The organism is Photorhabdus machadonis (genome assembly GCF_052657765.1).
The window spans coordinates 566,941-591,491 of the sequence record NZ_CP199761.1 but is presented as its reverse complement, the minus strand read 5'-3'; the positions used below and the strand labels follow the sequence as shown (position 1 = coordinate 591,491).

At 44.2% G+C, this 24,551-nt stretch carries 23 protein-coding genes and 2 pseudogenes; 9 read left to right on the top strand and 16 right to left on the bottom strand.

What is annotated here, in order from left to right; genetic code table 11:
• The first annotated feature begins 37 nt into the window (after positions 1–37).
• Complete coding sequence (locus tag ACUN2T_RS02860; RefSeq protein WP_445496150.1) at positions 38–1,147, top strand: S-(hydroxymethyl)glutathione dehydrogenase/class III alcohol dehydrogenase; 1,110 nt, start codon at positions 38–40, stop codon at positions 1,145–1,147.
• Positions 1,148–1,264: 117 nt separating this feature from the next.
• Positions 1,265–2,113: an S-formylglutathione hydrolase gene (gene fghA / locus ACUN2T_RS02855; RefSeq protein ID WP_445496149.1), complete on the top strand. Its 849-nt coding sequence runs from the start codon at positions 1,265–1,267 to the stop codon at positions 2,111–2,113.
• A 46-nt stretch (positions 2,114–2,159) separates the two neighbouring features.
• On the opposite strand, the pseudogene ACUN2T_RS02850 reads toward fghA, so the two are convergent.
• From ACUN2T_RS02850 to ACUN2T_RS02840, 3 genes and pseudogenes are all read right to left on the bottom strand, one after another.
• Positions 2,160–2,249: pseudogene (locus ACUN2T_RS02850) on the bottom strand (IS1595 family transposase); the annotation flags it as partial.
• 358 nt (positions 2,250–2,607) lie between these two features.
• Entirely contained in the window at positions 2,608–3,522 is a 915-nt protein-coding gene (locus ACUN2T_RS02845) for an Rpn family recombination-promoting nuclease/putative transposase (RefSeq protein ID WP_445496148.1), read from the bottom strand.
• A gap of 150 nt (positions 3,523–3,672) precedes the next feature.
• Positions 3,673–3,822, bottom strand: a complete 150-nt coding sequence (locus ACUN2T_RS02840) for a hypothetical protein (RefSeq protein WP_445496147.1) — start codon at positions 3,820–3,822, stop codon at positions 3,673–3,675.
• Positions 3,823–4,117: 295 nt separating this feature from the next.
• On the opposite strand from ACUN2T_RS02840, the gene ACUN2T_RS02835 reads away from it, so the two are divergent.
• Positions 4,118–4,879, top strand: a complete 762-nt coding sequence (locus ACUN2T_RS02835; protein ID WP_445496146.1) for an IS5 family transposase — start codon at positions 4,118–4,120, stop codon at positions 4,877–4,879.
• Positions 4,880–5,055: 176 nt separating this feature from the next.
• Here ACUN2T_RS02835 and ACUN2T_RS02830 read toward each other — a convergent pair.
• A pseudogene (locus tag ACUN2T_RS02830) lies at positions 5,056–5,376 on the bottom strand (deoxygluconate dehydrogenase); the annotation flags it as partial.
• 680 nt (positions 5,377–6,056) lie between these two features.
• Between ACUN2T_RS02830 and ACUN2T_RS02825 the strand changes: the two are divergent.
• The 4 genes from ACUN2T_RS02825 (at position 6,057) to ACUN2T_RS02810 (ending at position 9,199) form a co-directional block, all read left to right on the top strand.
• Positions 6,057–6,950, top strand: a complete 894-nt coding sequence (locus tag ACUN2T_RS02825; protein ID WP_445496145.1) for a type IV toxin-antitoxin system AbiEi family antitoxin domain-containing protein — start codon at positions 6,057–6,059, stop codon at positions 6,948–6,950.
• 14 nt (positions 6,951–6,964) lie between these two features.
• Positions 6,965–7,852 (top strand): nucleotidyl transferase AbiEii/AbiGii toxin family protein, encoded by an 888-nt coding sequence (locus ACUN2T_RS02820; RefSeq protein ID WP_445496144.1) that lies wholly within the window; start codon positions 6,965–6,967, stop codon positions 7,850–7,852.
• Positions 7,839–8,510, top strand: coding sequence for a PP2C family protein-serine/threonine phosphatase (locus ACUN2T_RS02815; RefSeq protein WP_445496143.1), 672 nt, complete (start codon positions 7,839–7,841; stop codon positions 8,508–8,510). Before ACUN2T_RS02820 ends, ACUN2T_RS02815 begins: the two co-directional genes overlap by 14 nt.
• A 263-nt stretch (positions 8,511–8,773) precedes the next feature.
• The gene (locus ACUN2T_RS02810; RefSeq protein ID WP_445496142.1) at positions 8,774–9,199 is read left to right on the top strand and encodes a hypothetical protein; all 426 of its coding nucleotides are present in this window, start codon (positions 8,774–8,776) and stop codon (positions 9,197–9,199) included.
• A 282-nt stretch (positions 9,200–9,481) separates the two neighbouring features.
• Here the strand turns inward: ACUN2T_RS02810 and ACUN2T_RS02805 are convergent, their stop codons facing one another.
• Positions 9,482–9,664 carry an AbrB/MazE/SpoVT family DNA-binding domain-containing protein gene (locus ACUN2T_RS02805; RefSeq protein WP_445496141.1) on the bottom strand — a complete coding sequence of 61 codons (183 nt, stop codon included), beginning with the start codon at positions 9,662–9,664 and terminating at the stop codon, positions 9,482–9,484.
• A gap of 479 nt (positions 9,665–10,143) precedes the next feature.
• Positions 10,144–11,259 carry an AAA family ATPase gene (locus ACUN2T_RS02800; RefSeq protein WP_445496140.1) on the bottom strand — a complete coding sequence of 372 codons (1,116 nt, stop codon included), beginning with the start codon at positions 11,257–11,259 and terminating at the stop codon, positions 10,144–10,146.
• Positions 11,260–11,355: 96 nt separating this feature from the next.
• On the opposite strand from ACUN2T_RS02800, the gene ACUN2T_RS02795 reads away from it, so the two are divergent.
• Positions 11,356–12,117, top strand: coding sequence for an IS5 family transposase (locus ACUN2T_RS02795; protein ID WP_445496139.1), 762 nt, complete (start codon positions 11,356–11,358; stop codon positions 12,115–12,117).
• 257 nt (positions 12,118–12,374) lie between these two features.
• Here ACUN2T_RS02795 and ACUN2T_RS02790 read toward each other — a convergent pair whose 3' ends face one another.
• From ACUN2T_RS02790 to ACUN2T_RS02745, 10 genes are all read right to left on the bottom strand, one after another.
• The gene (locus ACUN2T_RS02790) at positions 12,375–13,586 is read right to left on the bottom strand and encodes an AAA family ATPase (RefSeq protein ID WP_445496138.1); all 1,212 of its coding nucleotides are present in this window, start codon (positions 13,584–13,586) and stop codon (positions 12,375–12,377) included.
• Between the two features lie 185 nt (positions 13,587–13,771).
• The gene (locus ACUN2T_RS02785) at positions 13,772–14,176 is read right to left on the bottom strand and encodes a hypothetical protein (RefSeq protein WP_445496137.1); all 405 of its coding nucleotides are present in this window, start codon (positions 14,174–14,176) and stop codon (positions 13,772–13,774) included.
• A gap of 25 nt (positions 14,177–14,201) precedes the next feature.
• Positions 14,202–16,193: an integrase gene (locus tag ACUN2T_RS02780; RefSeq protein ID WP_445496136.1), complete on the bottom strand. Its 1,992-nt coding sequence runs from the start codon at positions 16,191–16,193 to the stop codon at positions 14,202–14,204.
• 73 nt (positions 16,194–16,266) lie between these two features.
• Complete coding sequence (locus ACUN2T_RS02775; RefSeq protein WP_445496135.1) at positions 16,267–16,674, bottom strand: hypothetical protein; 408 nt, start codon at positions 16,672–16,674, stop codon at positions 16,267–16,269.
• On the bottom strand, positions 16,652–17,722 hold the full coding sequence (locus ACUN2T_RS02770; protein WP_445496134.1) for a hypothetical protein: 1,071 nt from the start codon (positions 17,720–17,722) through the stop codon (positions 16,652–16,654). The genes ACUN2T_RS02775 and ACUN2T_RS02770 overlap by 23 nt, the downstream gene beginning before the upstream one ends.
• Entirely contained in the window at positions 17,715–17,843 is a 129-nt protein-coding gene (locus ACUN2T_RS02765) for an integrase (protein ID WP_445496133.1), read from the bottom strand. The genes ACUN2T_RS02770 and ACUN2T_RS02765 overlap by 8 nt, the downstream gene beginning before the upstream one ends.
• 91 nt (positions 17,844–17,934) lie before the next feature.
• Positions 17,935–18,948 (bottom strand): tyrosine-type recombinase/integrase, encoded by a 1,014-nt coding sequence (locus ACUN2T_RS02760; protein WP_445496132.1) that lies wholly within the window; start codon positions 18,946–18,948, stop codon positions 17,935–17,937.
• A 173-nt stretch (positions 18,949–19,121) separates the two neighbouring features.
• Entirely contained in the window at positions 19,122–19,955 is an 834-nt protein-coding gene (locus tag ACUN2T_RS02755; protein WP_445496131.1) for a reverse transcriptase domain-containing protein, read from the bottom strand.
• Positions 19,948–20,310, bottom strand: coding sequence for a hypothetical protein (locus ACUN2T_RS02750; protein WP_445496130.1), 363 nt, complete (start codon positions 20,308–20,310; stop codon positions 19,948–19,950). Before ACUN2T_RS02750 ends, ACUN2T_RS02755 begins: the two co-directional genes overlap by 8 nt.
• Positions 20,311–20,904: 594 nt before the next feature.
• Positions 20,905–21,435, bottom strand: coding sequence for a single-stranded DNA-binding protein (locus ACUN2T_RS02745; RefSeq protein WP_445496129.1), 531 nt, complete (start codon positions 21,433–21,435; stop codon positions 20,905–20,907).
• Positions 21,436–21,669: 234 nt separating this feature from the next.
• Between ACUN2T_RS02745 and uvrA the strand changes: the two genes are divergently transcribed.
• The gene (gene uvrA, locus ACUN2T_RS02740) at positions 21,670–24,504 is read left to right on the top strand and encodes an excinuclease ABC subunit UvrA (protein WP_445496128.1); all 2,835 of its coding nucleotides are present in this window, start codon (positions 21,670–21,672) and stop codon (positions 24,502–24,504) included.
• The last annotated feature ends 47 nt before the right edge of the window (positions 24,505–24,551 follow it).

Below are 24,551 nucleotides of genomic sequence, written 5' to 3'. Positions count from 1 at the left end.
CGGTAAATCCTAGAGCGGTTATGCATTAAGGAGAAATATGAAATCACGAGCCGCTGTTGCATTCGGGCCGGGCCGTCCCCTTGAAATCGTTGAAATCGATGTTGCCCCACCCCAAGCCGGTGAAGTACTGGTCAAAATCAGCCATACCGGTGTGTGTCATACAGATGCTTTCACCCTGTCAGGGGATGATCCAGAGGGCATTTTTCCTGCCGTACTCGGGCATGAAGGCGCAGGTGTCGTCGTTGAAGTTGGCGACGGCGTCACCAGCGTCAAACCCGGTGACCACGTTATCCCTCTCTATACCGCAGAATGCCGAGAGTGCCTGTTCTGCAAATCAGGAAAAACCAACCTATGTGTGGCCGTGCGGGCAACTCAGGGGAAAGGTATCATGCCGGATGGCACAACCCGTTTTTCCTACAAAGGACAGCCTATTTACCATTATATGGGATGCTCCACATTCAGCGAATACACAGTGGTGGCCGAAGTATCTCTGGCAAAAATCAACCCGGCAGCAAACCATGAAGAGGTGTGTTTGCTGGGCTGCGGTGTCACAACTGGCATTGGTGCAGTGCACAATACCGCGAAAGTGCAACCTGGTGATTCTGTCGCCGTCTTTGGACTCGGCGGCATTGGTCTTGCCGTGCTCCAGGGAGCTCGTCAGGCAAAAGCGGGTAGGATCATTGCCATTGATACAAATCCAGCAAAATTTGAGCTGGCCAGACAGTTCGGAGCAACCGACTGCCTGAACCCGAATGATTACGACAAACCTATTCAACAGGTCATTATCGAGATGACAGAATGGGGAGTGGATCATACTTTCGAATGTATTGGTAATATCAATGTGATGCGTGCCGCGCTTGAAAGTGCACACCGTGGCTGGGGGCAATCAGTGATTATTGGTGTGGCGGGTGCAGGAAAGGAAATCTCAACCCGACCATTTCAACTGGTCACTGGCCGTTCATGGCGAGGCACCGCCTTTGGTGGTGTTAAAGGCCGCAGTCAGTTGCCTAACATGGTGGAAGAGGCAATGGGAGGTAAAATTGAATTAAAACCTTTTGTTACTCACACCTTACCGCTTGAGCGCATCAATGAAGCATTCGAACTGATGCATGAGGGAAAATCCATTCGCACGGTCATCCATTACTAAGCTGTTTTGCGGGAGTTAAAACCGTGCTGTGACAGACGGTTTTTAACAACACAGGAAACGCTGGCCGGGTTCACCGTGAAATGAGTGAATCCATAGGTTTTACAGAGAGGAAAAAGAATGGAAAGGATTGAACGCCACGCTTGTTTTGGAGGATGGCAGGATGTTTATCAGCACGAATCGGCCGTACTTGGCTGCACCATGAATTTTGCTGTCTACCTTCCTCCTCAGGCTGAACATCAGAAATTACCGGTGCTGTACTGGCTCTCAGGTCTAACATGCAATGAACAGAATTTCATCACTAAAGCGGGGGCTCAACGTTACGCTGCCGAACAGGGCATTATCCTTGTCGCCCCAGATACCAGCCCTCGAGGAGAGAACGTTGCAGATGACAACGCTTATGATTTGGGTCAGGGGGCCGGTTTTTACCTCAACGCAACACAGGAGCCTTGGGTACAGCACTATCATATGTACGATTATGTGGTGTCAGAGCTACCGGCACTGATCGAAGCACACTTCCCGGTAACAGCCGCCCGGGCCATTAGTGGTCACTCTATGGGTGGTCATGGCGCACTGACGATCGCACTACGCAATCCAGATCGTTACCGCAGCGTATCAGCCTTTTCACCACTTGTTGCTCCCTCTCAAGTTCCTTGGGGAGAAAAAGCTTTTCGCGCTTATTTGGGCAAAGATCCTGACACATGGAAAGCCTATGATACAGTTGAGCTGCTGGCTAATAGCGCCGAGCCATTGCATGTGTTAATTGATATCGGGGCTGATGACCCGTTTCTTGAAGGGCAGCTACGTCCTGAACTGCTGAAAGATGTATGCGAAAACGCTGGGCATTCCTATACACTGAACCTGCGCATCGGTTATGATCATAGCTATTATTTTGTCGCCAGTTTTATTGGCGAGCATATCGCGTATCATGCCAAGGTATTGCAGGGAATTTGTTCTGATAATAAATAAATCACATACGAATCCATTAATATGTTGGGGCTGTCCTAGATAAAGATTATATTTTCCATTTAACTATCTGTTTTATAATATTAAATTTGTCTTTTACATATGGTGTGTTAAATCTCCACTCACATTCCTTGAGAAAGAGCCCAGCGTCCTTCACGCGCAATGGCTTAACACCAATCCTTGGATTGACTTCTCGGGCAATACACCGAAACTACTCGACAAAGTGAAGTAGCCAGGGGGCGTTTCATCCAACTCACCTGAGTATCAAACTTAGTGCCTATCGACATCCTAACGATTCGATAAGCACTGCTTTTCATAGTTGAAGCCAGAATCGTCTTACCTTGCTGGCTAAAAGGAAACCCACATCAAGAGGGCACCCATGAGACCATTTACTGTAAAACACATTGATCACATCGTGCTTCGCGTCCAGGATCTAGAACGGAGCATTACCTTTAACACGGATCGTTGAATGCTGATTAAGAACTCTCAGCACGGGTTTAGTGGCGTATTTGCTCAAGCTCGTTCTGGCTCAACCCAGTCGTTTTCATTATCGTTTCACGGTCGATACCCATGTCCATCATCGCCCACGCGACTTTCAGAACCCCCCGTTTTTCGCCTTCCTGCAATCCTTCCTGACGCCCTTCCTGACGGGCTTTATGTTCCAATCTTTGTGCTATTGTCATCAGTACCTCCTCATACCTTGGGGACTGTTCTGCCAGTCGCCGGATAAAACCCTCTGGATCGGCGGTATCTCCCGCCTGTAATAAGTAGTTTAGCACGCTTTTTAACTGTTCATCTGTATAGTAATCATACGTCAGCAGTATGACCAACTCTTGCAGCAGCTCCGCCATATCTCGCTGCCGGATATGCTTTTGCACCATTTCCAGTAGCGCGACCCGTTTGTGCGTCAGGATCTCATCATCAGGAATGACCGTCACATCGACCAGCGGGAAGGGACCGGAATAGATCTCCTTCGCCAGGGCCGGATCATCGAAGCTGTCGAGCCAATTGGTACTCCAGGGATACGGCTGTATTTTCCCGTGATAGAACAACACCGGAATGACCAGCGGCAATTTTTCATGTCCCTGTTCCAGATGCCGTTGCATTGCTGAAATCCCATAACGCATCAATCGAAATGCGATCATCTTGTCCGGGGAACTTTGGTGCTCTATCACGCAATACACATAACCGTCACCCCGTGCCGTTTTCAATGAATATAAAATGTCGGAATAATGCGCACGCAGATTGTCTTCAATAAACGACCCTGATTCCAACCGCAGTGTATCCAGATCACAAACGGCCCGTAATTTAGCAGGCAAATGTATCTCCAGGAAGTCTCTGGCAGTATCAACATGACTTAAAAACTGTTTAAAAACAGCATCATGGGGCGTTGGTGTATTTTTTCTCTTCATTGGCGAATGGTAACATACTTTTTTTTATACTGAAGGAATATTAAGCAAAAAATCGAGCAGACTGCAATGTCTTGAATGTTCTTTGACAAAAACGTTGATCGCGCCTCAGGTACTTTAATTTCCTTCTTTAGTGAAGTTCAGGTTGATTAGCTACACGTCAGTATGGCCCCACACAACCAGCAATGCCGGATCGCCCTCTCGCCTAGCATGCCACGCTTGCTGGCATGCTAATCGTGGAAGAGTTAAAGGCTGCTTAACGCAAAGTAGGTTATTTCCCCGCAACCAGCCTTTTCCTGACATGCTACACTCCCCTCCCTCTTTCGAGGTTCAAACCCATTACTGGATAAGGATAAGTCAGGCTTGCAATAGGCACTCCAACAGCCTATGATTAACTCAACAACTCGAATTAACCACTTGATTTACAAAGCAAAACGGCGCACTTAAAAAGGTTATAACCACCTCTTAGGCATCACAAAGATGATAAACCATTATTTATTAAATAGTTAGGGGTTGTTGATGTTTTTCGGGGGATTATTAGACAGCATGATGATTTGATATAATTACTTTCGCCAAAAAACAACCAGACCTCACCATCATGCCGAGAACAATGTTAACAGATCTCTACTGGAATAAGCTATCCGCATTCATGCAACACACCGGTTGGATTTATGATAAACCTGAACACCGTTTGACCTTGGAAGGCATTATTTATCGGATGAGAACAAGCATCCCCTGGCGCGATTTACCCACAGAATTCGGCAAATGGAATACGGTCTTTTCGCGTTTCAACGCTTGGTCAAAGAGAGGTATTTTACAGATTATTTTCAAAGGGTTATCTGAGATTGCAGATACAGAGTGGTTGTTCATTGATGGGACTATCGTTCGGGCTCATCAACATAGTGCTGGAGCTGCTTCAGATAACGACGAGGCGATAGGCAAAAGTCGTGGTGGACGTTCAACCAAGATCCATTTAGCGGTAGACAGCGGAGGCTTGCCCGTTCATTTTGAACTTTCGGGGGGGCAGGTTCATGACAGTGTTCACGCAGAAAGCCTTATTTCCAAGTCTCCCACTTCCGAAGCAGTTATTGCTGATAAAGGATATGACAGTCAGCGTTTCAGGATGTTTATTAAACAACGGGATGCGACTCCAGTGCTCCCTTATCGTAAAAATAGTCGAAAAACAGACCAGGGTATTGATAAGTGCTTATACCGTTATCGCCATTTAGTCGAGAATGCTATTGCTCGAATTAAGCATTTTCGAGCAATAGCAACGAAATACGATAAACTTGAACGGAATTATACCAGTATGGTGGCACTCGCATTCATCATTGTCTGGTTGCCGATGTGGGTTGATTGAATAATGACTTTAAAACATCAACAGCCCCTAGTAATTGTCAGGATTCTTTTCGTAAAATTTATCGTAAAAAATTCGTCAACTAAGCACGCCAAACTTTACTTTTCTCTTCTTCGGTCGTTGATGGTCCGCATTGAGCGAGGAGCGGACGTTGACTATTCTGTTCAACGTCACCAGATTCAGCCCCTAACATTCAGGTCTTCGCGCGTTGGGCCTTGAAAGTAGATGCTACTTATATGGCAACTACGAGGTTGAGCCAGCACAAAACGAATCGTTTCGCAGACCGATCGCCCATTCATCAGATGCTCCCCCATTCTGGATTGATTATCGACAATTGTATCTAACCCAGTAAGTTCGAAATCCGGTGGGTACAGCCCAGTAACACGTATGTTTTCTTCGGACAACTGCTGGGACAGCTTAGTTGTAAACCCGCTAAGCCCATGTTTGCTTGCGAAAAAAGTGGGATGTGCAATTGAATCCGTAAAATTCGGAATCCCACATGGCCTAGTGGGAGCGAAGCTGAAAAATGCGACATCTATAACAACTCATTGTTATAACTAAATTTTAGTCATATTTCGTTTGAGACACTTAATTGTCCGAAAATGGTGTACGAATGGGATGGTGCGTCCGAAAGTCATTTTGCTTAGTTTCGGACGGTATCATTATGGCTGTCCGATACCGTCCGGTTGCGGACAGGGCTAAAATGTCGCAAATCGCAGCTTCGCTCCCATTGGGCCAATAAGCAGTTCATTGATTGCATCGTACCGGGACTGATCGGGCTGACGACCTATACTTTCCTTCCTTGCTCTGGCTATTCCTTGTTTCTGCCGTTCCCACCGCTGCTCATAGTTTGGACTTCAGACTCCTTGTTTCTCACCCTGATAAAGTCTGCAAGAAAGACTCAATAAACCACTGATGCGACGACCTGATTTACGGCGGGAGATTTTGATATCAATGTCAGGTGATATGAGTTGCTACTGTTCTATTAAAATAAAAACCAATAACTGTCACCATAACAATGTCCTAAGGACATTGTTATGGTGACAGCTACTTGTTGTCAAGCTTAATTTTTTAGACTTCTCAATTCAGTAAGTTATCTACAACTATGCTCAAAAATTCATTGACAATACACCATAGCCAATGTATAAGTCCTCAGGACTTATACATTGGCTGATACATCATGAGCAAAACAATTTCTTTACGCGAAGCCATGAGGCTGACGCTGTTAAACCATCATCCTAAACCTGTCATCGCCCTCCATGAGTTCAATGCTTATCTTTATGCGTTGTACCGTGACAAAACATTTGAAGGTAGCAGGATTGGGAAAATACAGTCACCCGAGCCAGATTCCCGTGTGCTTGCAGATAATCTGGCGGGTATCATCGAGCAGGGCATCCTCTCACCTGTTATTTCAGGCTACGTTTGGCAGCTGAGTAACCGGGATGCGGCTACCGCGCAGCAGATCGTCTGCAACCTTACTCCGTGGTCACATCTTGCCTATCTTTCAGCAATGGAATGGCATGGGATCACTGACCGTATTCCTCATGTCCTTCACCTTATTCAGGCTCCACTGAGTACGGCCAGAAATCAGCAGCTGACGCAACTGAAGGAAAAGTTTCCCGATCTGCAGAACGAACAACCTTTAATGGTTCGCGGATTCACTTCGCACGAAAAAATTGACGGTAAGGAGTTGCATCAGCATACCCGTAGAAATTACCGACTCAGGGCTGATCTTCATGCTTCCGGAGGAATACGAGTTACCACTATTGGCGAGACCTTTCTCGATATGCTTCGTGAGCCAGATATGTGTGGCGGATATGCACACGTACAGGACATTTTTCAGGAATATGCGGCAGAACATTTACCAGTGATTGTCAAAACCGTGGATAAAAAAGGAACCAGTATCGATAAGGCACGAACCGGCTATGTACTGGAAGAGATATGCAGCTTGTCGCACCGGACTATTGATAGCTGGAAGGCTAGCGTACAGCGTGGAGGAAGTAGAAAGTTGGTAGCGTCAAATCCTTACAAAAATGAATATTCCGAGATATGGTGTATCTCAATTAACAACTGACTTTATTAAGTACTATGGAATATTCAATTGAAGACTGGATAGCTGCTGCGCCCAAGGATCGTGTAACGTTTCGTCAGGCAGTACATATCGTGCTACAGGCCATTGCCTCAAGTGAATATCTGAAACCTCGTATGATCATGAAAGGCGGTATGCTGTTAGGTCTACGCTATCAGAGTTCGCGGTTTACTGAAGACATCGATTTTTCGACCAGCATGCGTTATGCCGATATTGATGAAGCTCATTTTCGTCAAGAACTGGAAGAAGCCTTGCAGATTGCTTCTGACGAACTGCCTTACCAGGTAATCTGCGGCGTGCAGAAACTTGCAATACAGCCAAAGGATGTCGAAAACGCCACATTCCCCTCTTTTAAACTAACAATCGGATATGCACGCCGCACTTATGAAGCCGAAATGAACCGTTTCAAAAACGGACAATCACCTAATACGGTCAAAATTGACTATAGCTTCAATGAGAACAGCCACGCAGTTGATCACATCACGCTGACAGACGAGGAAGAAATCCAGGCCTACAGTTTTACAGATCTGGTTGCCGAGAAAATCCGTTCTGTCATCCAGCAGGTTGAGCGTAACCGCGCACGCCGACAGGACGTTTATGATCTCAATCTGCTTCTGAAAACCGTTACCCCAGATGAAAAAGAAAAACTTACCATTTTGACCACTTTACTGGATAAATCAGTAGGTCGTCTTCCTGCTGGCACTGTGAATCCAGACACGTTAAACAATCCTGACATTCGGGAACGGTCGTCGAAAGAATATGAGCGTCTTATAGATGAAATAGAGGGAGAGCTCCCGGATTTCAACCAGGCTTACGATCGACTGCGTGCGTTTTATGCTTCACTACCGTGGGATATAGTCTCCGGGTGGCAGAATGTTCAGCACTGATTTTTTCTACTGTAATCAAGGATCACGGGAAGAGCAGCTTGATCGTTATATTGCTGTAGAAACAGGCCGTTGCAGGTTTTTTATGCTTGCAGATGGTTATTCCAGCTGTTCAGCAAAACCACACTATGTAGACTGGCTGACGGAACAGCTTTCACTGCTGAAGGATTCCGGGATTGACTGTGATGATATCTGCGATGAGATCGTCCGGTTATTGCAGCAAACTGACTGCTATCCGGGTAAAGCCAGCCTAGCCTTTGTCGTATCGGATGCGGCGAATTATCGATATACCACACTGGGAGATACGCGAATTTACTGGCCTGCAGAAAATCTCCGTACGGAAGATCACTCTATTGCACAATTTTCGGTAGAAAGCGGGCGTTGTATCGCAGAAAAAATTCGCTTCCACCCCTATCGCAATAAACTCACACGGCATGCTGGCCAAGGATTAAAGTATTTGCCTGACTGGGAAAGCAAACCTGTGAGCAATAATGAATGCATTCTTGTCTGCTCGGATGGCTTCTGGAGCCAGCTGGACGATAAGGATATCTTCAGGATTACAGACAATGCTGGTCTAACACGCCTGCTCGATCAAGTTATGACTACACCGCTGGCAGATAATCTTTCCGTTGTGCTTTTACGGTCAGCCCCAGCCCTGTAGCAGCTGCAGCGCATCCTACGTATCGAGTGAGAAACGGGCCTGCTGGTGCTAATGTATACGGACATTAGCACAGCACGCTGAACGGACAAAAATTAACTATTCCTACGTTTCCACCTTACCCGATGTCTTCCCATTGCCACATTGTTTAAGTTTAACCGCGTTGCTGATCGTCACCCTGCTACAGCCAAGAACCCTCTGTACTTGGCTCCAGGAGCTGCCGCTCGCGATTAACCGGTTTATTGCATCATAGCGACATACTTTTCTTGGGAAGTGACTCTGCGGTTTTCTGGAATGCGGAGATAATTACGGCCAGTGTAGAATTTAGTGATAGAGCCGAATCAATCGCATTCAATGAAGCATGGTCGATGCTGGATGATGGCGAACGGCTCTGTGATTTGTGCAATAAACCAGCACTCTCCCAATTCGCAGGGCTGACATGGATGGAATATCTTGAGAAGCGAGAACAGGAAATAGCCCGAGAAAACCCACCAGTAGTTCACAGTGGTTATCGTATCCTACCCGGCTATGCAAATGGTATTGGTTTACAGATCATCGTTGATGTTGACGTTTTGAGCCGCGACGTCATTGAATCTGCTATCGCAGATTTCATTACGCGAGGTGAACGAGAATGGGTCTCGAATGAACCAGCGTACACCAAGGTTTTTCAAGAAACTTCCACTGTAAATTAGAAGGAAAATATTGAGTCTTGAGAGCAAAATACCATTACAAATAAAGTGGTTAATTAAATTGTAAGCATCCCGGTAAGCCGACACATAATATGTGTATTGAGAGCTTTAACGAACGTTTCGCTACGAATATCTGAATGAACGCGGTTCAATGTTATTGTACATAAAATGATTAACGCATGATGACAATTGCCGACCACACTCAGTGCTGGATTCTCTGCCCCTCCTTCTAAATTTTCAGCAGGTTGGAAGAACATAAAAAGCTTTCGGAACAGCGTGAAAAAATTAGAGCTGCTCTTTACCTGTTGGTAAACCGAAGCCAATTTTTTGGTGAAGATTAACTGCGGAAATTCCTTCCAAGAGAGTACCCAAGGAATACATTTTTAGTTCCGTATGGCCAATGATGATGCAACCATATTGGTCTTTAATATCAATAATATCATTTGCATCTAAGCCAACTTTTTTCATACCAAACTCCGGGACTCTAACCACCGAACTGTTCCTCCATTTTCAATATTACGAACCATTATAACTCCTCATGGGTATCCGTATACAGAGTTTCGATAATCTTGCAGGTGCAGCAGTGAGCTGAATCACTGGACTAAAAGTCATATAGGATCCCTCTCCAGCACATCTGTACAAGAATGCTCACATATCATTGATTAAAATATATTTTTAACTAAAACTGAATACCAAACGTTGATGTGCTGTAGCGGGGTACTTACAGCAGGGCTTCTCGCCTGCTCAGCTACACCCGTATGTGATCCATTCATAATCAGGAATAACCAGCTTCTGTAGCGTTTTCAGTGCATTATAGATATCTAAGAATTGAGACGAGTATCATTCCTTTTTAGAATAAATTATAGGAATGACACACTATTTCTCTTCCTCTCGGGTCTGCAATGAAAAATAAAATTGTTATATTAAAATAATTAAATAGAAATTATTTATTCCTCTTGCTCTATATACTCTCCAACGCTTTTAAGCAGTGCTGAGTACTGGCCTTCATCTTCCTTAAGCTTTTCGATTATTTGGCATGCTGCTGTTTTCATCTCAGGCACTTCCACAGGCGTTGCAGCTCGTTCAAATACACCACACAAATGTGAGTATTCGTTATTAATTCTGTCAGATAGAATGGCCGGAATTTTGTCTTCCCCAAAAAATAAATTGAGTGTTGATTCGTTCATACCCTGGTCAGGGTACTTATAGTACAAATATATCTCAAAGAACTTTCTAGCGTTATTAGCAAAATTATAGAACGTAATGTAATTAGTATCATCAATGACATCAATAGTAGAGCATTTATATATTTGATGAAAAAGATAATTGAATTCAGTAACATATTCCTTCAAATACGATGGCATAATTTGAATAGTAGACGTTTTTTCACTCCTTACAACAATAAAGTAAGATTTTTGGAAACTAATTTTCCTGCCAACATTATCAATAAAGCTGTCTTTCAACCTTTTCAAGTATTTCAAAAAATCCAAATTATGTGTCGAGATAAATAACTGTTTAAATATTCCAGTAGATACAATCTCAGTATTTAACAAACTATAAATAAAAAATATATGATTACCATCAAGTGAGGAAATTGGATCATCAATCCAAATAATTGGCTTGGAATCACGTGTTTCAATATCGTCCAATTTTGCAAGAAAATAACAAAATGCCAAAAGACTGCATTCACCTTCACTGAGATGGTAAGCTTTTTTTCCATCTCTCATTACTTCAAATCGAATTTTAGTGGAGTTTATATCATCGTTCTGACCTTTTTGGGCTTCAAGAGATAGAAACTTATGACCAAAAAAATTATTTAAATATTCATTAACTTTTTTTGCCCCTTTTTCCTCATCATTTAACTCACGTTTCTTTTCAATGATCAATGATTGCTTTTGAGAAATCATCCCGGTAATGAGTGAAAGTTCACTACTTGCTTCATCGGACTTATTTTTCAATCCAGCTATTGAACTGGTCAGATTTTGGTAATCTATCGTAATTAGATAATTAAAAACCTCGTTATATCTAAGGAGTTTCATCGCCTTAGTTTTTTCAGAACTCAAGGAACTAGGGGCTGTTGATGTTTTTCGGGGGATTATTAGACAGCATGATGATTTGATATAATTACTTTCGCCAAAAAACAACCAGACCTCACCATCATGCCGAGAACAATGTTAACAGATCTCTACTGGAATAAGCTATCCGCATTCATGCAACACACCGGTTGGATTTATGATAAACCTGAACACCGTTTGACCTTGGAAGGCATTATTTATCGGATGAGAACAAGCATCCCCTGGCGCGATTTACCCACAGAATTCGGCAAATGGAATACGGTCTTTTCGCGTTTCAACGCTTGGTCAAAGAGAGGTATTTTACAGATTATTTTCAAAGGGTTATCTGCGATTGCAGATACAGAGTGGTTGTTCATTGATGGGACTATCGTTCGGGCTCATCAACATAGTGCTGGAGCTGCTTCAGATAACGACGAGGCGATAGGCAAAAGTCGTGGTGGACGTTCAACCAAGATCCATTTAGCGGTAGACAGCGGAGGCTTGCCCGTTCATTTTGAACTTTCGGGGGGGCAGGTTCATGACAGTGTTCACGCAGAAAGCCTTATTTCCAAGTCTCCCACTTCCGAAGCAGTTATTGCTGATAAAGGATATGACAGTCAGCGTTTCAGGATGTTTATTAAACAACGGGATGCGACTCCAGTGCTCCCTTATCGTAAAAATAGTCGAAAAACAGACCAGGGTATTGATAAGTGCTTATACCGTTATCGCCATTTAGTCGAGAATGCTATTGCTCGAATTAAGCATTTTCGAGCAATAGCAACGAGATACGATAAACTTGAACAGAATTATACCAGTATGGTGGCACTCGCATTCATCATTGTCTGGTTGCCGATGTGGGTTGATTGAATAATGACTTTAAAACATCAACAGCCCCTAGTAAATGTATCATTCTTACTACAAATATCTAAATACTTGTCCCATACATCAATCAACTCAGATGTAGAGTCGAGAGGAATATCAAATTTTTTGGCATTTAAAGTATCCTTCTTTCTATCATGAAGTTGCTGAATAAGACTATCCAGCGATACCTCATAATTTTTACCGGCAGTTTCAAGATTTAAATCTAATTCATCTAATTCATTATGAAACCTAGGCTGTGTCCCTCAATTGTCTGCACAGTGGAAAACCATGCAGTTTTCTCGGTGATTGATAGCAAAAATGCAGATTAATGGTTCAAAAAATGAACGAGATTGACGTTTTCTCTTCACCTTCAGCCAGTCCAAATGAATTGCGGGACACAGCCTAGAGTAAAAGAACGATTTATTGACTGACAACACCGTTTTTATTGATTTTCTTTCTTCTGCAATTTTCTTGGTCAGAACATCAATATCTTTTTCCAGTTGTTCTGACTCTTCATCAAAATGTTTGTCTAGTTTTATCCATCGTTCCTGCGAAATGACATTATCACAAAATGCACATTTATCATGGTGATCTCTATGATGTGTTCGACCTTCATTCACCCATCTATTTAAGATTGCATTTTTAACTAATTCCTCAATCTTATCAGACGCACTAATTATTTTTGTAATTAGTTTCTCAGCGTCTATCTCAAATGATTTGAGATTAAGAGTAGGCGGTTTAAATTGAGGCAAATTTGGCAATACTCGCTCTGTAATCAACTTATCGTATTGTACCAACTGTTCTTCTGTTAGTGGTTTATAACTACTTTTATTAACTTCCGCAATTTCATTTTTAAGCTTTACTATAGTGTAATTCTGGTCACCAAAACGTTCTGGTTTGTATTTTATTCCAATATCTTTTCCTGTAGCCTTATTTGTTAGCTGCTTATCCAAGTTATCGCTAGCACTTTTATGCTTCATAAAAGCAGTATCATAGGTTACAGTTGCCGTTTTTTTTCTTGCATATAGACCTGTTTCTTTTCCTTCTTCATTTGTTCCTAATTCAGAATTTAATTCCAATATTTCCATTTCTATTTTGTTATTATCGTCACCAAGGATAGCGAAAGACTCAATACTCTCTTCAGGATTACTGATGAATCGCAAGTTATCTCGAATAAAGTCCTCATTAAAAACACGTATTTTTTTATCATGTGTTGATAAGTTAAGATTAGTAACTTCAACATTGTCTGCGAATTTTAAATTAAATGAAGGCGTGCCATATTTATTAGAAATCTCTCCCTTTTCTAAAGCACGAATAATGCGGGAAAGTGTTGTTTTTCCTGAGTAATTCCTACCATATATTATATTAATATCGACAAAGCTTTGAACTGCACCTCCTTTACTTAAAACCTGAGTATCCCAAATGAAGTTATCGAATACTCCCAGTTTTTTAATGTGGTTGAATTTCTTTAGCATTTCACTCCCTCACTATATATTATCCAGGACCTAACTGGGATTTTAAGATGTATCGTAAAATTCTTACTTATTATCTTAATCCCCATTATTAATAACATTTTCGAATTAATGTCTAAACTATGCTATGTAATATTTGAATCTAAAGATGACAGTAAAAAGGTGATAAAGCTCACAAGATTAAAAAATTATTTGGAACTCTCACGGTCTATCGCGGGCAAGGGCATATTTAGATTTTCTTCAGTTAAACCATGTCGATATGCGTTGTATTGCCAAATAATATATTTTTCAAGAAGCCGGGAATTTTCTGCTCTCAACCTAGAGTTTTCTTCTTCAAGACGCTTTATACGCTGACCCGCGATAGCCAATGAAGGCGGTATCTTTATATCCTCGGGGTCGCCTTTCAACCTTGATTTCTTATTCTGAAATGCCAGTTTAATCTGTTTATTAGAATTGAGTGACTGCCGCGTTGGACGTTTGCCAATGTGCTTAACTATAGCATCACAAAGGGTGTCCCATGTCAGTTTACCTTGCCAACCGTCCAAGGCTCCAAGGATTTTCTCTATATCTAATTGGGTTAAATGCTTAGCCAAAATCTCCTCCCAAAAGAGCTCTCATTTAATTTTTAATCCGCACTTCAGACTCTAATTTCTGCTGCGTAATTTTTGCATCCAACTCGCGCTTTAACGGGCTAAACTCTGTCTCATTGCGTAAACGAATCACGGAACCGTCTTCTATATGATTTGACTCAAGAAGTCGGATCAATTCCACCGTTCGTTCTAAAGTTCTCTTTTGGTGCTCAAACCATCGTCCAGCTCCATAAAAACCTTCTACCATTCCTGTAGACGCTTTCGTTAACTGGGTTATGGTCTTATCTCTTTGCATTATGAGACGATTAAGTTTTTCTCTATCACCTTTTACACATACTTGCTCAGTACAATTGATACAGTCGAGATGCTTCTGGCAAGGAATCATTGAAAAATCATGAACACAAAACCCATATTTCGTGACATGGGCAATGCCCTCTCCAATAGCATCCAGATCCATGAGGGTCACGGGTATATGGCTTTTCACCTTATCGAGTGGGCCCATCATAGCCACAACACTAGGAATAGCTTTCACCTTATCCAATACTTCATATTCAGAAATATGGTTATAGGTGCGGTTTTGATGGATATTGGTTCGTCCAGACCACATCGCTAGATCGAATTGCCCGAGGTCTCCTCGCTGGGCTACCGTATTTAACAAATGCCTCAGCTGATGCGAGGTTAGTTTTATCTCTGAACTATCTGGGTTTTTGTAGCCATGACGCACCCAAATACTTCTCTGATCAGTGCCTTTTCTGGGGCCGAGGTCATAAGTAAAAGCAGAGTTGTCTGGTGTCCAAAGCATTACAGGTGAAACGCCTCTATTACCGTGAAATTCATTCTTCCTTAAACACAATAATGCCTCAGAATACTTCACACCACGTTCTTTATTTTTCCAAGGCCAACCAACAGGTAGATTGGAATGCACAATCTGGTTAAGGTCTCTAAGAGTAATGTCTCCCTTACTCTGTCGAATTGACAATATTTCTTTTTTACACGGATTGAACGCTACAGACATAGCGGATCGACCTTCCTGGACCACCCATCCCATAGCCTGACATATTTGTATGGCTGTTAATGGTTCATCTTCACCGACATTTGGACATTGCTGATGTCGATAAAATTCATCAGGGTGAGTCTCCAACCATTTGGCGAGCTTCAAGCCTTCAATAGAAAGATCCCTAAGTCGCTTAATTGCCTCTTTAGCAATCGAAACAAACGGTGTACTGACCCATTTTATATCCGTACCATAACCTTTTCCCGCATAAAAACGTAGTCCTAGTCTAAGCACTCCTTTTCTATCATTTTCTTCATGAATACAATCAACTGATAAGTCCTGAAATTCTGATACTCTCCCAGGAGCACACATACCTAATGCAAACATTGAGGTCGTGAAACGGTCACGCGGATCAGAAAAGTCATTTGCAAACATTTCAGCCATATAGCCCAGGTGATAGTCTTTAGGGAGTTTCTTTTCCCTGTGGGCCTGACCCTTTTCACCGGTTCTATTTCGATCCATATATCGAGGGATAGGGTTCTTCCAATTGACTTTTGATGCAACCATTCCTTTGTCAGACAGAAACTTAGCGAGCCTCTCCAGATGCGCTCCAGCATGATAGCCAGAACTACCATATTGCTCTCTGGCGACCACTGCTGCCTCATCGAGAACTAACACGTCTAGTTTGGTAATATCTGCGACACCTTTAGTTTTGACTAGTGCAGGCTCAATACACCGAATCGCTTTTATCTCTTGAATATTCTTTGTCGGATTATGCCCTTGCTGGTAGCGAATATAAGCTTTCGCAAAACTCTGAATTTTTTCATCAAGCAGATGCTCTGGCTTAACGCCTCGGCCTGGCGCACCTACTTTCGTGTAGTTGACCACACCTTTCCAATTCCAGCTATCCCAATTAAGGTTTTTTCCGAATACAGTTAAATCATCACGGCATCTCCGTATAAATTCATTCACATTAGCCTCGGCATCCAATTCAACCTTGGGCTGAAAATGGAAAATCTCCGCCATTAGCATCCCTCCAAGCGTAATCGCTCAATTTTTTTTGCATTGCACCTTCGAATAACTTGTGCGACAGCTAGTATTAATCTGTCATTCGAAGAGGCAATTTTTGCAACACTTCATCGCGCTTCTCGATCAACTCATCCAGAATAACTTCATGCGGCCCATCTACCCATGGCTGAAAATGTTTACATATGTAACAGGCTATTGGTGCCATCGCTCCACAAAAACCATAGCTTCCACAATTACCTACATTTACGTCGGCATTCCCTATTCGGCTACTCTGGTCGCAACCACGCTCAGCATCAGCCTCTGAATCGACTAATACACCCTGAAACGCCTGCGCTAATGGTGCCAACTGTAGAGCAACTGCCTTATCTATACGCTCTACTACATCAGGTAAATTCTTCACATATACACCAACATTCTGCGTATCAGAATGATCCAGTGCTTCAGCGATAATAAGTTCACCCTTTCCCCTCGCGAGCAATATTACTTCCGAGCGTGTATCTAAATCTCCGAGTAGAGAGATTTAGCCTTTGTCCTGTACGTTCCGAATAAACATCAAGAAGAACCGTCATCTTTTTCATTACTTCATTACAAAAATCCCGTTCAACATGCAGAGCATCACTATCCAACGCAGCAATAAATGATTTATTGTCTTTGTACTCACGTATTGCAGAAAAGTCTGGGAATATTGGTAGTTCTTGTATTACTTGAGCGGATAATTCGAACTTAACTAATTTAGCGACCTTGCTTGATACGTTTAGTATATGCTGAGTTAAGAGTCTCCAAAGCTCCTCGTTAATTGGGTAAACGTTAAACTCTGTTCGCCACTTTGAAAATCTTTGTTTAGCTCTTGGGAAATTTATCCAGTATTCGTCAATTTCACCAACTTTACGCGAACAGATGTCTTTGATCTTCATGCTTGTAATTTGTATTGGTCTTCTACCGGTATAAACAAGCGTTGCCGACAGCGTGTAATCCGAAAGATTTATTTTATTAGAAATATATGCTTGTAACATTGCGTCAATGAGTGCACTCATTTCAATTTCAGTTAACGGCCCATTCTTAGGGTCTAACCTCTTTATCGCTTTTCCTTTCTCCATTCCTCTTAGCCGTAGACCATCTAAAAAATCATGAACTTCTTGAGATATCCCTGGATACCCCCATCCAATCCAATTTCGCACGAGCATTCTTATTTGGGATAGATTTTGCTCCTTATCACGCGATAAAGTCGTGCGGTACCAAATTAGTGAATCAACCAGAAACTCACGATCTCCCGTGAGATTAAAATACCGCCTCGCCTGATTATTTAGCCCTGTTACTGTTTCCGCCGCGTATTCCTCAGCGCACCGCGCTAGCACAGTCTTTAACGGTAACTCTACAATTGATTTCAATCTCGAAATCCATTTAACGGCAACCATAACGTTCTTATTTAGCTTCCAAGAATTATCATTTATATTAAACTCTCTACCATCACGAGAAATAAATATCGCCCTCTCATATTTAACATTGATTTTTTCAGAGTTAATCATCAGAATCAGCTCCTAAAGCCCTAATGCTACGTTGAAAGTCCAAAATTACTTCTTTAGCTTTTTCTTTTATATGCCGTCTGTTATATATGGCTGCTGTACCTGAGGTTTCTTTCCAGCCCATTAGATAAGACCTCATTTGCTCTTCTTTCTCTGGACTATGCTTATTTTCAGCCTGATCTAATGCCTTTGAAAAACTATAGTTCCAACTATGCCTAAAGGCGTGCGCGTGAATAGGTGAAAATTTGTCTGCTATACATCACCTTTCCAAAACCACTATTGGAAAGAGGGTCACCTTGATAGGGTCCCTTCTTGTGTGTCACAAATAAATAAGGGTGTTTACGAGCAAAAGGAAAAGCTGAACGGTACCTTATAACATATTCACTCAATATCTCGGCCAACCTGCTACTTATTGGTAAGATACGCTCTTCTGTTTTTACTAAAGGCTGGTAAACGCGATGATCTTTGGAGCTATCGGCACGCCTGACAATCCTAACCTCATTGGTGACAAAATTTATATCATCAATTCTTAGATTAAGTAACTCACCTCTGCGAATGCCTAAATAATGTAGCAATGCTATGATTGCAGCATTACGCACTTGTAAGGAGTAACCTTGATAAGGATTATTATCATGCCCAAGTTTCAATACTTTCATTACTTCCTGCAATAAGTCAGAATCAAGCCCCTTGTCTTCTCGAGAGATAACTGACCTCCCTTTCATCTTGGGGCGATGAGACTTGATACTTTTATACATCGCCTCTATTTCAATCTTTAAATTCTTACTGGAAGTTTTAGTTAGCATGTCAGCGAACCATCGCAGATAATCTGCGATGAAAGTCATGCGAACGTATTTGGTTGGTGAATTAACACTTGCAGAAATAACTGGACGACCTTGTCTTATATTTACAACTTTCTCTTGCAGCTCCGAAGGAGATCTCAATGGCAAAGAACAATAATCCCTTAAAGAATCAACCTCCCAAGTTTTAAGCCATTCCCCTCTCTTCCATCGCTTTTCAATATCGACCGAATACTCAGCAGCCCAAGAATAAAGGACTTTCATTGAAGTTATGTAACTTTGAATGGTAGCTACAGATTTAGAGGCCCCACGGATTTGAGAAGTGTTGTACAAGTTGGGGTAAAACAACGGGACACCTGAAGGACCATCGACAAGAAGCTTCAGCCTCTCTCCCGTTTCACTCACAATATGCCTGGTCACTAATCTGATCATATTGGTCACCATTCTTTACGTTTTCTAAACGTAGCTGATAACCAAAAACTTCTCAAGCAGAAATTTGCAACTCTAAAATCGGGATAGGGGCTGATCTCACGACCAGCCTCCTCCCACACCACCGTACATACGGGTCCGTATACGGCGGTTCGGTTATGTTGATCGTCGCCTGCCTATAACTCCGGCAGGCCCAGTCTGGTAAACAGCATATTGGGGAGTGCTATATTCAGCGCCGGCCTACAACTTATCCGCCACTCTTTATGATCACTCCCCGCCGTCTGCGCCGCGAGATTTTTGCTTACTCCCCGGCTGCGCAGCTCTTTGTAACGCTTTCTGCCCGTTCTCCACTGTTTCCAGAGGATGCTTCGCAGTCTGCGCCTTATCCACCCGTTTAGATTGCACAATAGGGACGGCCACTGGTTCAGTTTGTAGTAACTTTTCCACCCCGTCAGATAACGCTTTAACGGCTGGATTAGCTGTTCCAGACTTCGGCCCGTGTTACGTCCCGTCAGCTCCCTTATCCGCATTTTGAACCGTTTCACCGACTCCGGCGACACCACACACCAGACCTTTCTGCCCCTTCTGTAGCTGTAACCCAGGAACTTACGCGTTTCCGGATGCGCTACCGCGCTCTTCTTCGCGTTGACCTTCAGCTTCAGTTTACGGCTCAGCCAGTGCGTCACTCCCGCCATCACCCGGTTGCCTGCCCGTTCGCTTTTCACGTAGATATTACTGTCGTCTGCGTAACGTACGAACTTCAGGCCGCGTTTCTCCAGTTCCTTGTCGAAGTCGTCCAGCAGCAGATTCGATAACAGCGGCGACAGCGGGCCGCCCTGCGGCGTCCCTTCTGTCACCGGCCTTACCATACCCGCTTCCATCACGCCTGCATTCAGGAACTCACGGATAAGTGACAGTACCCGTTTATCCGACACCCGCTTCGCTATCCGGCTCATCAATACACCGTGATTAACCCGATCGAAGAACTTCTCCAGATCGAGGTCAACCACCCAGTTGTAACCCGACTCGATCTATCCCTGAGCCCGTTTCACTGCCTGATGCGCTGAACGACGGGTCCCACTGCGCCTGCAACACCTGCATCACCGCCTGCTGGATGAAGCGGTCCACCACCGTCGGGATACCCAGCAGGCGTTCGCCGCCGCCGGGTTTTGGGATGGCCACTCTTCTCACAGGGGATGCGCGGTAACTGCCTGACAGTAGTTGCGCTTTCAGTTCCGGCCAGGGGTGTTTCAGGTAGCCCGCCAGTTCGCTTACGTTCATGCCGTCGACGCCGGACGCACCTTTATTGGCTTTCACTCTCTTCAGGGCATACCTGAGATTGACTGGTTCACAGATGGCTTCCATCAGCCAGGACTTTCTCTGGTCGTTGGTGTCTGCACGGTTTCAGCCCCCTGTGAACCGGCGTTCGGGGCTTCACCCCGTCTGCGGGTTTCAGGGCCGCGATGCGTTTTCTGCTGCATGACCTTTCAGAACCTCCGTGATACTCGTCACTCATTACCGTTCGGGCCTTCAGACGTAACGTCCTACTATGCCCTCTGCTGACTCCTGTCCGCCGGTCAGCGCACCTTACGGTGCACTCAGTCCTGAATTTAGGACGCCGGACAGGCCTCCCGGGGTAAGCTCAGCCGCTTTCACTACACACCTGCCAGATTTACCACCCCGGCTCTTGATGGTTATGGCTTTTGCGACCCTTTGCTCGCTCTGCCAGCCGGATTGGCCTCATATCTGATTTCTGTTCGTCAGGTCATAGTTTTGCTTCACGCTTCCTTCAGACCCCGCCTCGCAACGACGCCCTTGCGTTTCACTAGTCCTTCGCCACCATCAGGCTGGACAGGGGACTTTCACCCCCGAGCTGCTGAGCATGCCCGGCACACAAAGAAAAGCCCCGTAATTCGGGGCTTAGAGATTAAAATTTTACAAAAACATCTATGGTATTTTTTAGAACGGAATGTCATCATCAAAATCCATCGGTGGTTCATTGCCTTGTGGAGCAAGGGACTGAGCCGGGCGGGAAGGCGCACCACCGCCGCTGAACTGCTGAGATTGTTGTGGTTGTGATTGTGGCTGCTGTGGCTGTCCCCAGCTACCGCCTTGCGATTGGTTATCCTGGAGGCCGCTCGCACGCCCACCCAGCATTTGCATGGTACCACCCATGTTTACTACCACTTCAGTGGTGTAACGATCCTGGCCGTTCTGATCCTGCCATTTACGGGTTTGCAGAGCGCCTTCGATATAAACCTGTGAACCTTTACGCAGGTATTCACCCGCGACTTCTGCCAGTTTACCGAACAAAACAACCCGGTGCCATTCAGTCTTATCTTTCATCTCACCGGTCTGTTTATCGCGCCAGCTTTCAGACGTCGCCAGAGTAATGTTGGTAACTGCGCCACCATTTGGCATATAGCGGACTTCTGGGTCCTGCCCCAGGTTGCCGATTAAAATAACTTTGTTTATGCCTCTGCTGGCCATTGGGAATACTCCTGATGAAATGAATTTCTACAATTATAAGCAAAGCAGTTTAACATGCGACGCTAAAAATGAAACGTAGCCACATTAGAACTGACTTTGCGAAGCTCACCGTACTTTATACTGTACTGATTACAGTATTTCACTTGACCACTGTATATCTAATCAGTCAACTCTGTGTAATAATAACGCACTTATTATTAGTTATGCACGTACGAATAATCTGGGAAATGGTTCATGGATAACATCGAAGTTCGGGGCGCACGCACCCATAATCTCAAAAATATCAATCTGATAATTCCCCGAGACAAGCTGATAGTTATCACGGGTTTGTCCGGCTCAGGTAAATCTTCTCTAGCATTCGATACTCTGTATGCAGAAGGGCAGCGTCGTTATGTTGAATCGCTTTCAGCTTATGCGCGCCAGTTTCTGTCACTGATGGAAAAACCCGATGTTGATCATATTGAAGGGCTATCCCCGGCTATTTCCATTGAACAAAAATCCACTTCCCATAACCCACGTTCCACCGTGGGAACAATTACCGAAATTCATGATTATCTGCGTTTGCTGTTTGCCCGTGTAGGTGAACCACGTTGTCCTGATCACGATGTTCCACTCACGGCACAGACTGTCAGCCAGATGGTAGATAATGTTCTGGCACTGCCGGAAGGGAATCGCCTGATGTTGCTAGCACCGATCGTCAAAGAGCGCAAAGGGGAACACACGAAGTTGCTGGACAATCTGGCAGCACAAGGGTACATCCGCGCACGCATTGATGGTGAAGTCTGTGATCTGTCCGATCCGCCAAAACTGGAATTACAGAAGAAACACACCATTGAAGTGGTCATTGATCGCTTTAAAGTTCGCACCGATCTGGCTCAACGTCTGGCTGAATCTTTTGAAACAGCGCTGGAGCTTTCAGGTGGCACAGCCATTGTCGCCGAGATGGATGACAATAAAGCTGAAGAACTGATTTTCTCCGCTAACTTCGCGTGCCCTGCATGTGGCTATAGCATGAGTGAGCTGGAACCTCGCCTGTTTTCTTTTAACAACCCAGCCGGTGCCTGCCCAACTTGTGATGGTTTAGGCATTCAACAATTTTTTGATCCTGACAGAGTCATCCAGAATGGTGATATCTCTCTGGCAGGGGGGGCAATTCGGGGCTGGGATCGCCGTAATTTCTACTATTTTCAGATGCTGTGTTCACTGGCAAGCCATTATAAATTCGATATTGAAGCACCTTTCAACTCCCTAAGCGCCAATATTCAGAAAGTGGTGTTATACGGTTCCGGTAAACAATCCATTGAATTTAAATACACCAATGACCGTGGCGATACCACGGTACGCAACCACCCATTTGAGGGTGTACTGCATAATATGGAACGCCGTTATAAAGAGACAGAATCTACCGCCGTTCGTGAGGAACTGGCGAAATATATCAGTAACCGCTCATGTATTTCCTGTCACGGAACTCGTTTACGCAAAGAAGCCCGTTATGTATTTATTGAGAATACAACCTTGCCGGAAATCTCAGATTTCAGCATCGGCCATGCAATGGACTTCTTCCAAAATATCAAGCTCAGCGGTCAGCGTGCACAAATTGCCGAAAAAGTACTGAAAGAGATCCATGACCGCCTGAAATTTCTGGTTAATGTTGGTCTGAATTATTTGACGCTCTCCCGTTCCGCCGAGACACTGTCCGGTGGCGAGGCTCAGCGTATCCGTCTTGCCAGCCAGATTGGTGCAGGTTTGGTAGGCGTAATGTATGTACTGGATGAACCGTCTATCGGGTTACATCAGCGGGATAATGAACGCCTGCTGGAAACGCTGATCCACTTGCGCAATCTGGGGAATACTGTGATTGTCGTTGAGCATGATGAGGATGCCATCCGCGCTGCCGACCATGTTATTGATATCGGCCCTGGTGCTGGTGTGCACGGTGGCGAAATCGTCGCGGAAGGTACAGTTAAAGATATCATGATTAGCAAAGATTCACTGACAGGTAAATTCCTGAGTGGTGAACGGGAAATTGCAATCCCAGAGCAACGTATTCCGGCTGATCCGAAAAAGGTACTGAAGCTGATTGGCGCAAAAGGGAATAACCTGAAAAATGTAACGTTCAGCCTGCCGGTCGGATTATTCACTTGTATTACCGGGGTCTCTGGCTCCGGTAAATCGACGCTAATAAATGATACGCTGTTCCCCATTGCACAACGCCAATTAAATGGCGCGACCAATATCAATCCGGCTCCTTATATTGATATTCAAGGACTAGAGCATTTCGATAAAGTGATTGATATTGACCAGAGTCCGATCGGCCGAACTCCCCGCTCTAACCCCGCAACTTACACCGGTGTATTCACGCCAGTCCGTGAGTTGTTTGCAGGCGTACCTGAATCCCGCACCCGTGGTTATACACCCGGACGATTCAGTTTTAACGTTAAAGGTGGACGCTGTGAAGCTTGCCAGGGTGATGGCGTCATTAAGGTAGAAATGCACTTTCTGCCTGATATTTATGTCCCTTGCGATCAGTGTAAAGGTAAGCGTTATAACCGTGAAACATTGGAAGTAAAATATAAAGGCAAAAATATTAATGAAGTGCTGAATATGACGATCGAAGAAGCCCGTGAATTCTTTGATGCTGTTCCTGCTCTGGCCCGCAAACTGCAAACACTGATAGATGTCGGTCTTTCTTATATCCGTCTGGGGCAATCAGCAACGACGTTATCAGGTGGTGAAGCACAACGGGTAAAACTGGCGCGCGAACTCTCCAAACGTGGAACGGGGCAGACGTTATATATTCTTGATGAACCAACAACGGGTCTGCATTTTGCTGATATTCAGCAATTATTGGCGGTTTTGCATCAATTACGCGATCAAGGAAATACCATTGTGGTTATTGAGCATAATCTTGATGTGATTAAAACCGCTGACTGGATCGTGGATCTTGGCCCAGAAGGAGGAAGCGGTGGCGGCGAAATTCTGATCTCAGGCACCCCAGAAGAGGTATCCGAATGTGAGCAATCACATACTGCGCGTTTCCTGAAACCGATATTGAAGAAAAAAACCTAATTCACAAATAGGGGCTCAGTTGAGCCCCGTTGTTTTCTGCCAGTAAC

Excerpts from the sequence above, each read along its gene's own strand:
- ACUN2T_RS02780 (WP_445496136.1), bottom strand. The coding sequence starts at position 16,193 with ATGGCGGAGATTTTCCATTTTCAGCCCAAGGTTGAATTGGATGCCGAG.
- ACUN2T_RS02770 (WP_445496134.1), bottom strand. The coding sequence starts at position 17,722 with ATGATTAACTCTGAAAAAATCAATGTTAAATATGAGAGGGCGATATTT.
- ACUN2T_RS02835 (WP_445496146.1), top strand. The coding sequence starts at position 4,118 with ATGCCGAGAACAATGTTAACAGATCTCTACTGGAATAAGCTATCCGCA.
- ACUN2T_RS02790 (WP_445496138.1), bottom strand. The coding sequence starts at position 13,586 with ATGCTAAAGAAATTCAACCACATTAAAAAACTGGGAGTATTCGATAAC.
- ACUN2T_RS02765 (WP_445496133.1), bottom strand. The coding sequence starts at position 17,843 with ATGGGCTGGAAAGAAACCTCAGGTACAGCAGCCATATATAACAGACGG.
- ACUN2T_RS02825 (WP_445496145.1), top strand. The coding sequence starts at position 6,057 with ATGAGCAAAACAATTTCTTTACGCGAAGCCATGAGGCTGACGCTGTTA.
- ACUN2T_RS02820 (WP_445496144.1), top strand. The coding sequence starts at position 6,965 with ATGGAATATTCAATTGAAGACTGGATAGCTGCTGCGCCCAAGGATCGT.
- fghA (WP_445496149.1), top strand. The coding sequence starts at position 1,265 with ATGGAAAGGATTGAACGCCACGCTTGTTTTGGAGGATGGCAGGATGTT.
- ACUN2T_RS02815 (WP_445496143.1), top strand. The coding sequence starts at position 7,839 with ATGTTCAGCACTGATTTTTTCTACTGTAATCAAGGATCACGGGAAGAG.
- ACUN2T_RS02760 (WP_445496132.1), bottom strand. The coding sequence starts at position 18,948 with ATGATCAGATTAGTGACCAGGCATATTGTGAGTGAAACGGGAGAGAGG.
- ACUN2T_RS02750 (WP_445496130.1), bottom strand. The coding sequence starts at position 20,310 with ATGGAAGCCATCTGTGAACCAGTCAATCTCAGGTATGCCCTGAAGAGA.
- ACUN2T_RS02840 (WP_445496147.1), bottom strand. The coding sequence starts at position 3,822 with ATGTCAGGAAAAGGCTGGTTGCGGGGAAATAACCTACTTTGCGTTAAG.
- ACUN2T_RS02845 (WP_445496148.1), bottom strand. The coding sequence starts at position 3,522 with ATGAAGAGAAAAAATACACCAACGCCCCATGATGCTGTTTTTAAACAG.
- ACUN2T_RS02745 (WP_445496129.1), bottom strand. The coding sequence starts at position 21,435 with ATGGCCAGCAGAGGCATAAACAAAGTTATTTTAATCGGCAACCTGGGG.
- ACUN2T_RS02795 (WP_445496139.1), top strand. The coding sequence starts at position 11,356 with ATGCCGAGAACAATGTTAACAGATCTCTACTGGAATAAGCTATCCGCA.
- ACUN2T_RS02860 (WP_445496150.1), top strand. The coding sequence starts at position 38 with ATGAAATCACGAGCCGCTGTTGCATTCGGGCCGGGCCGTCCCCTTGAA.
- ACUN2T_RS02805 (WP_445496141.1), bottom strand. The coding sequence starts at position 9,664 with ATGAAAAAAGTTGGCTTAGATGCAAATGATATTATTGATATTAAAGAC.
- uvrA (WP_445496128.1), top strand. The coding sequence starts at position 21,670 with ATGGATAACATCGAAGTTCGGGGCGCACGCACCCATAATCTCAAAAAT.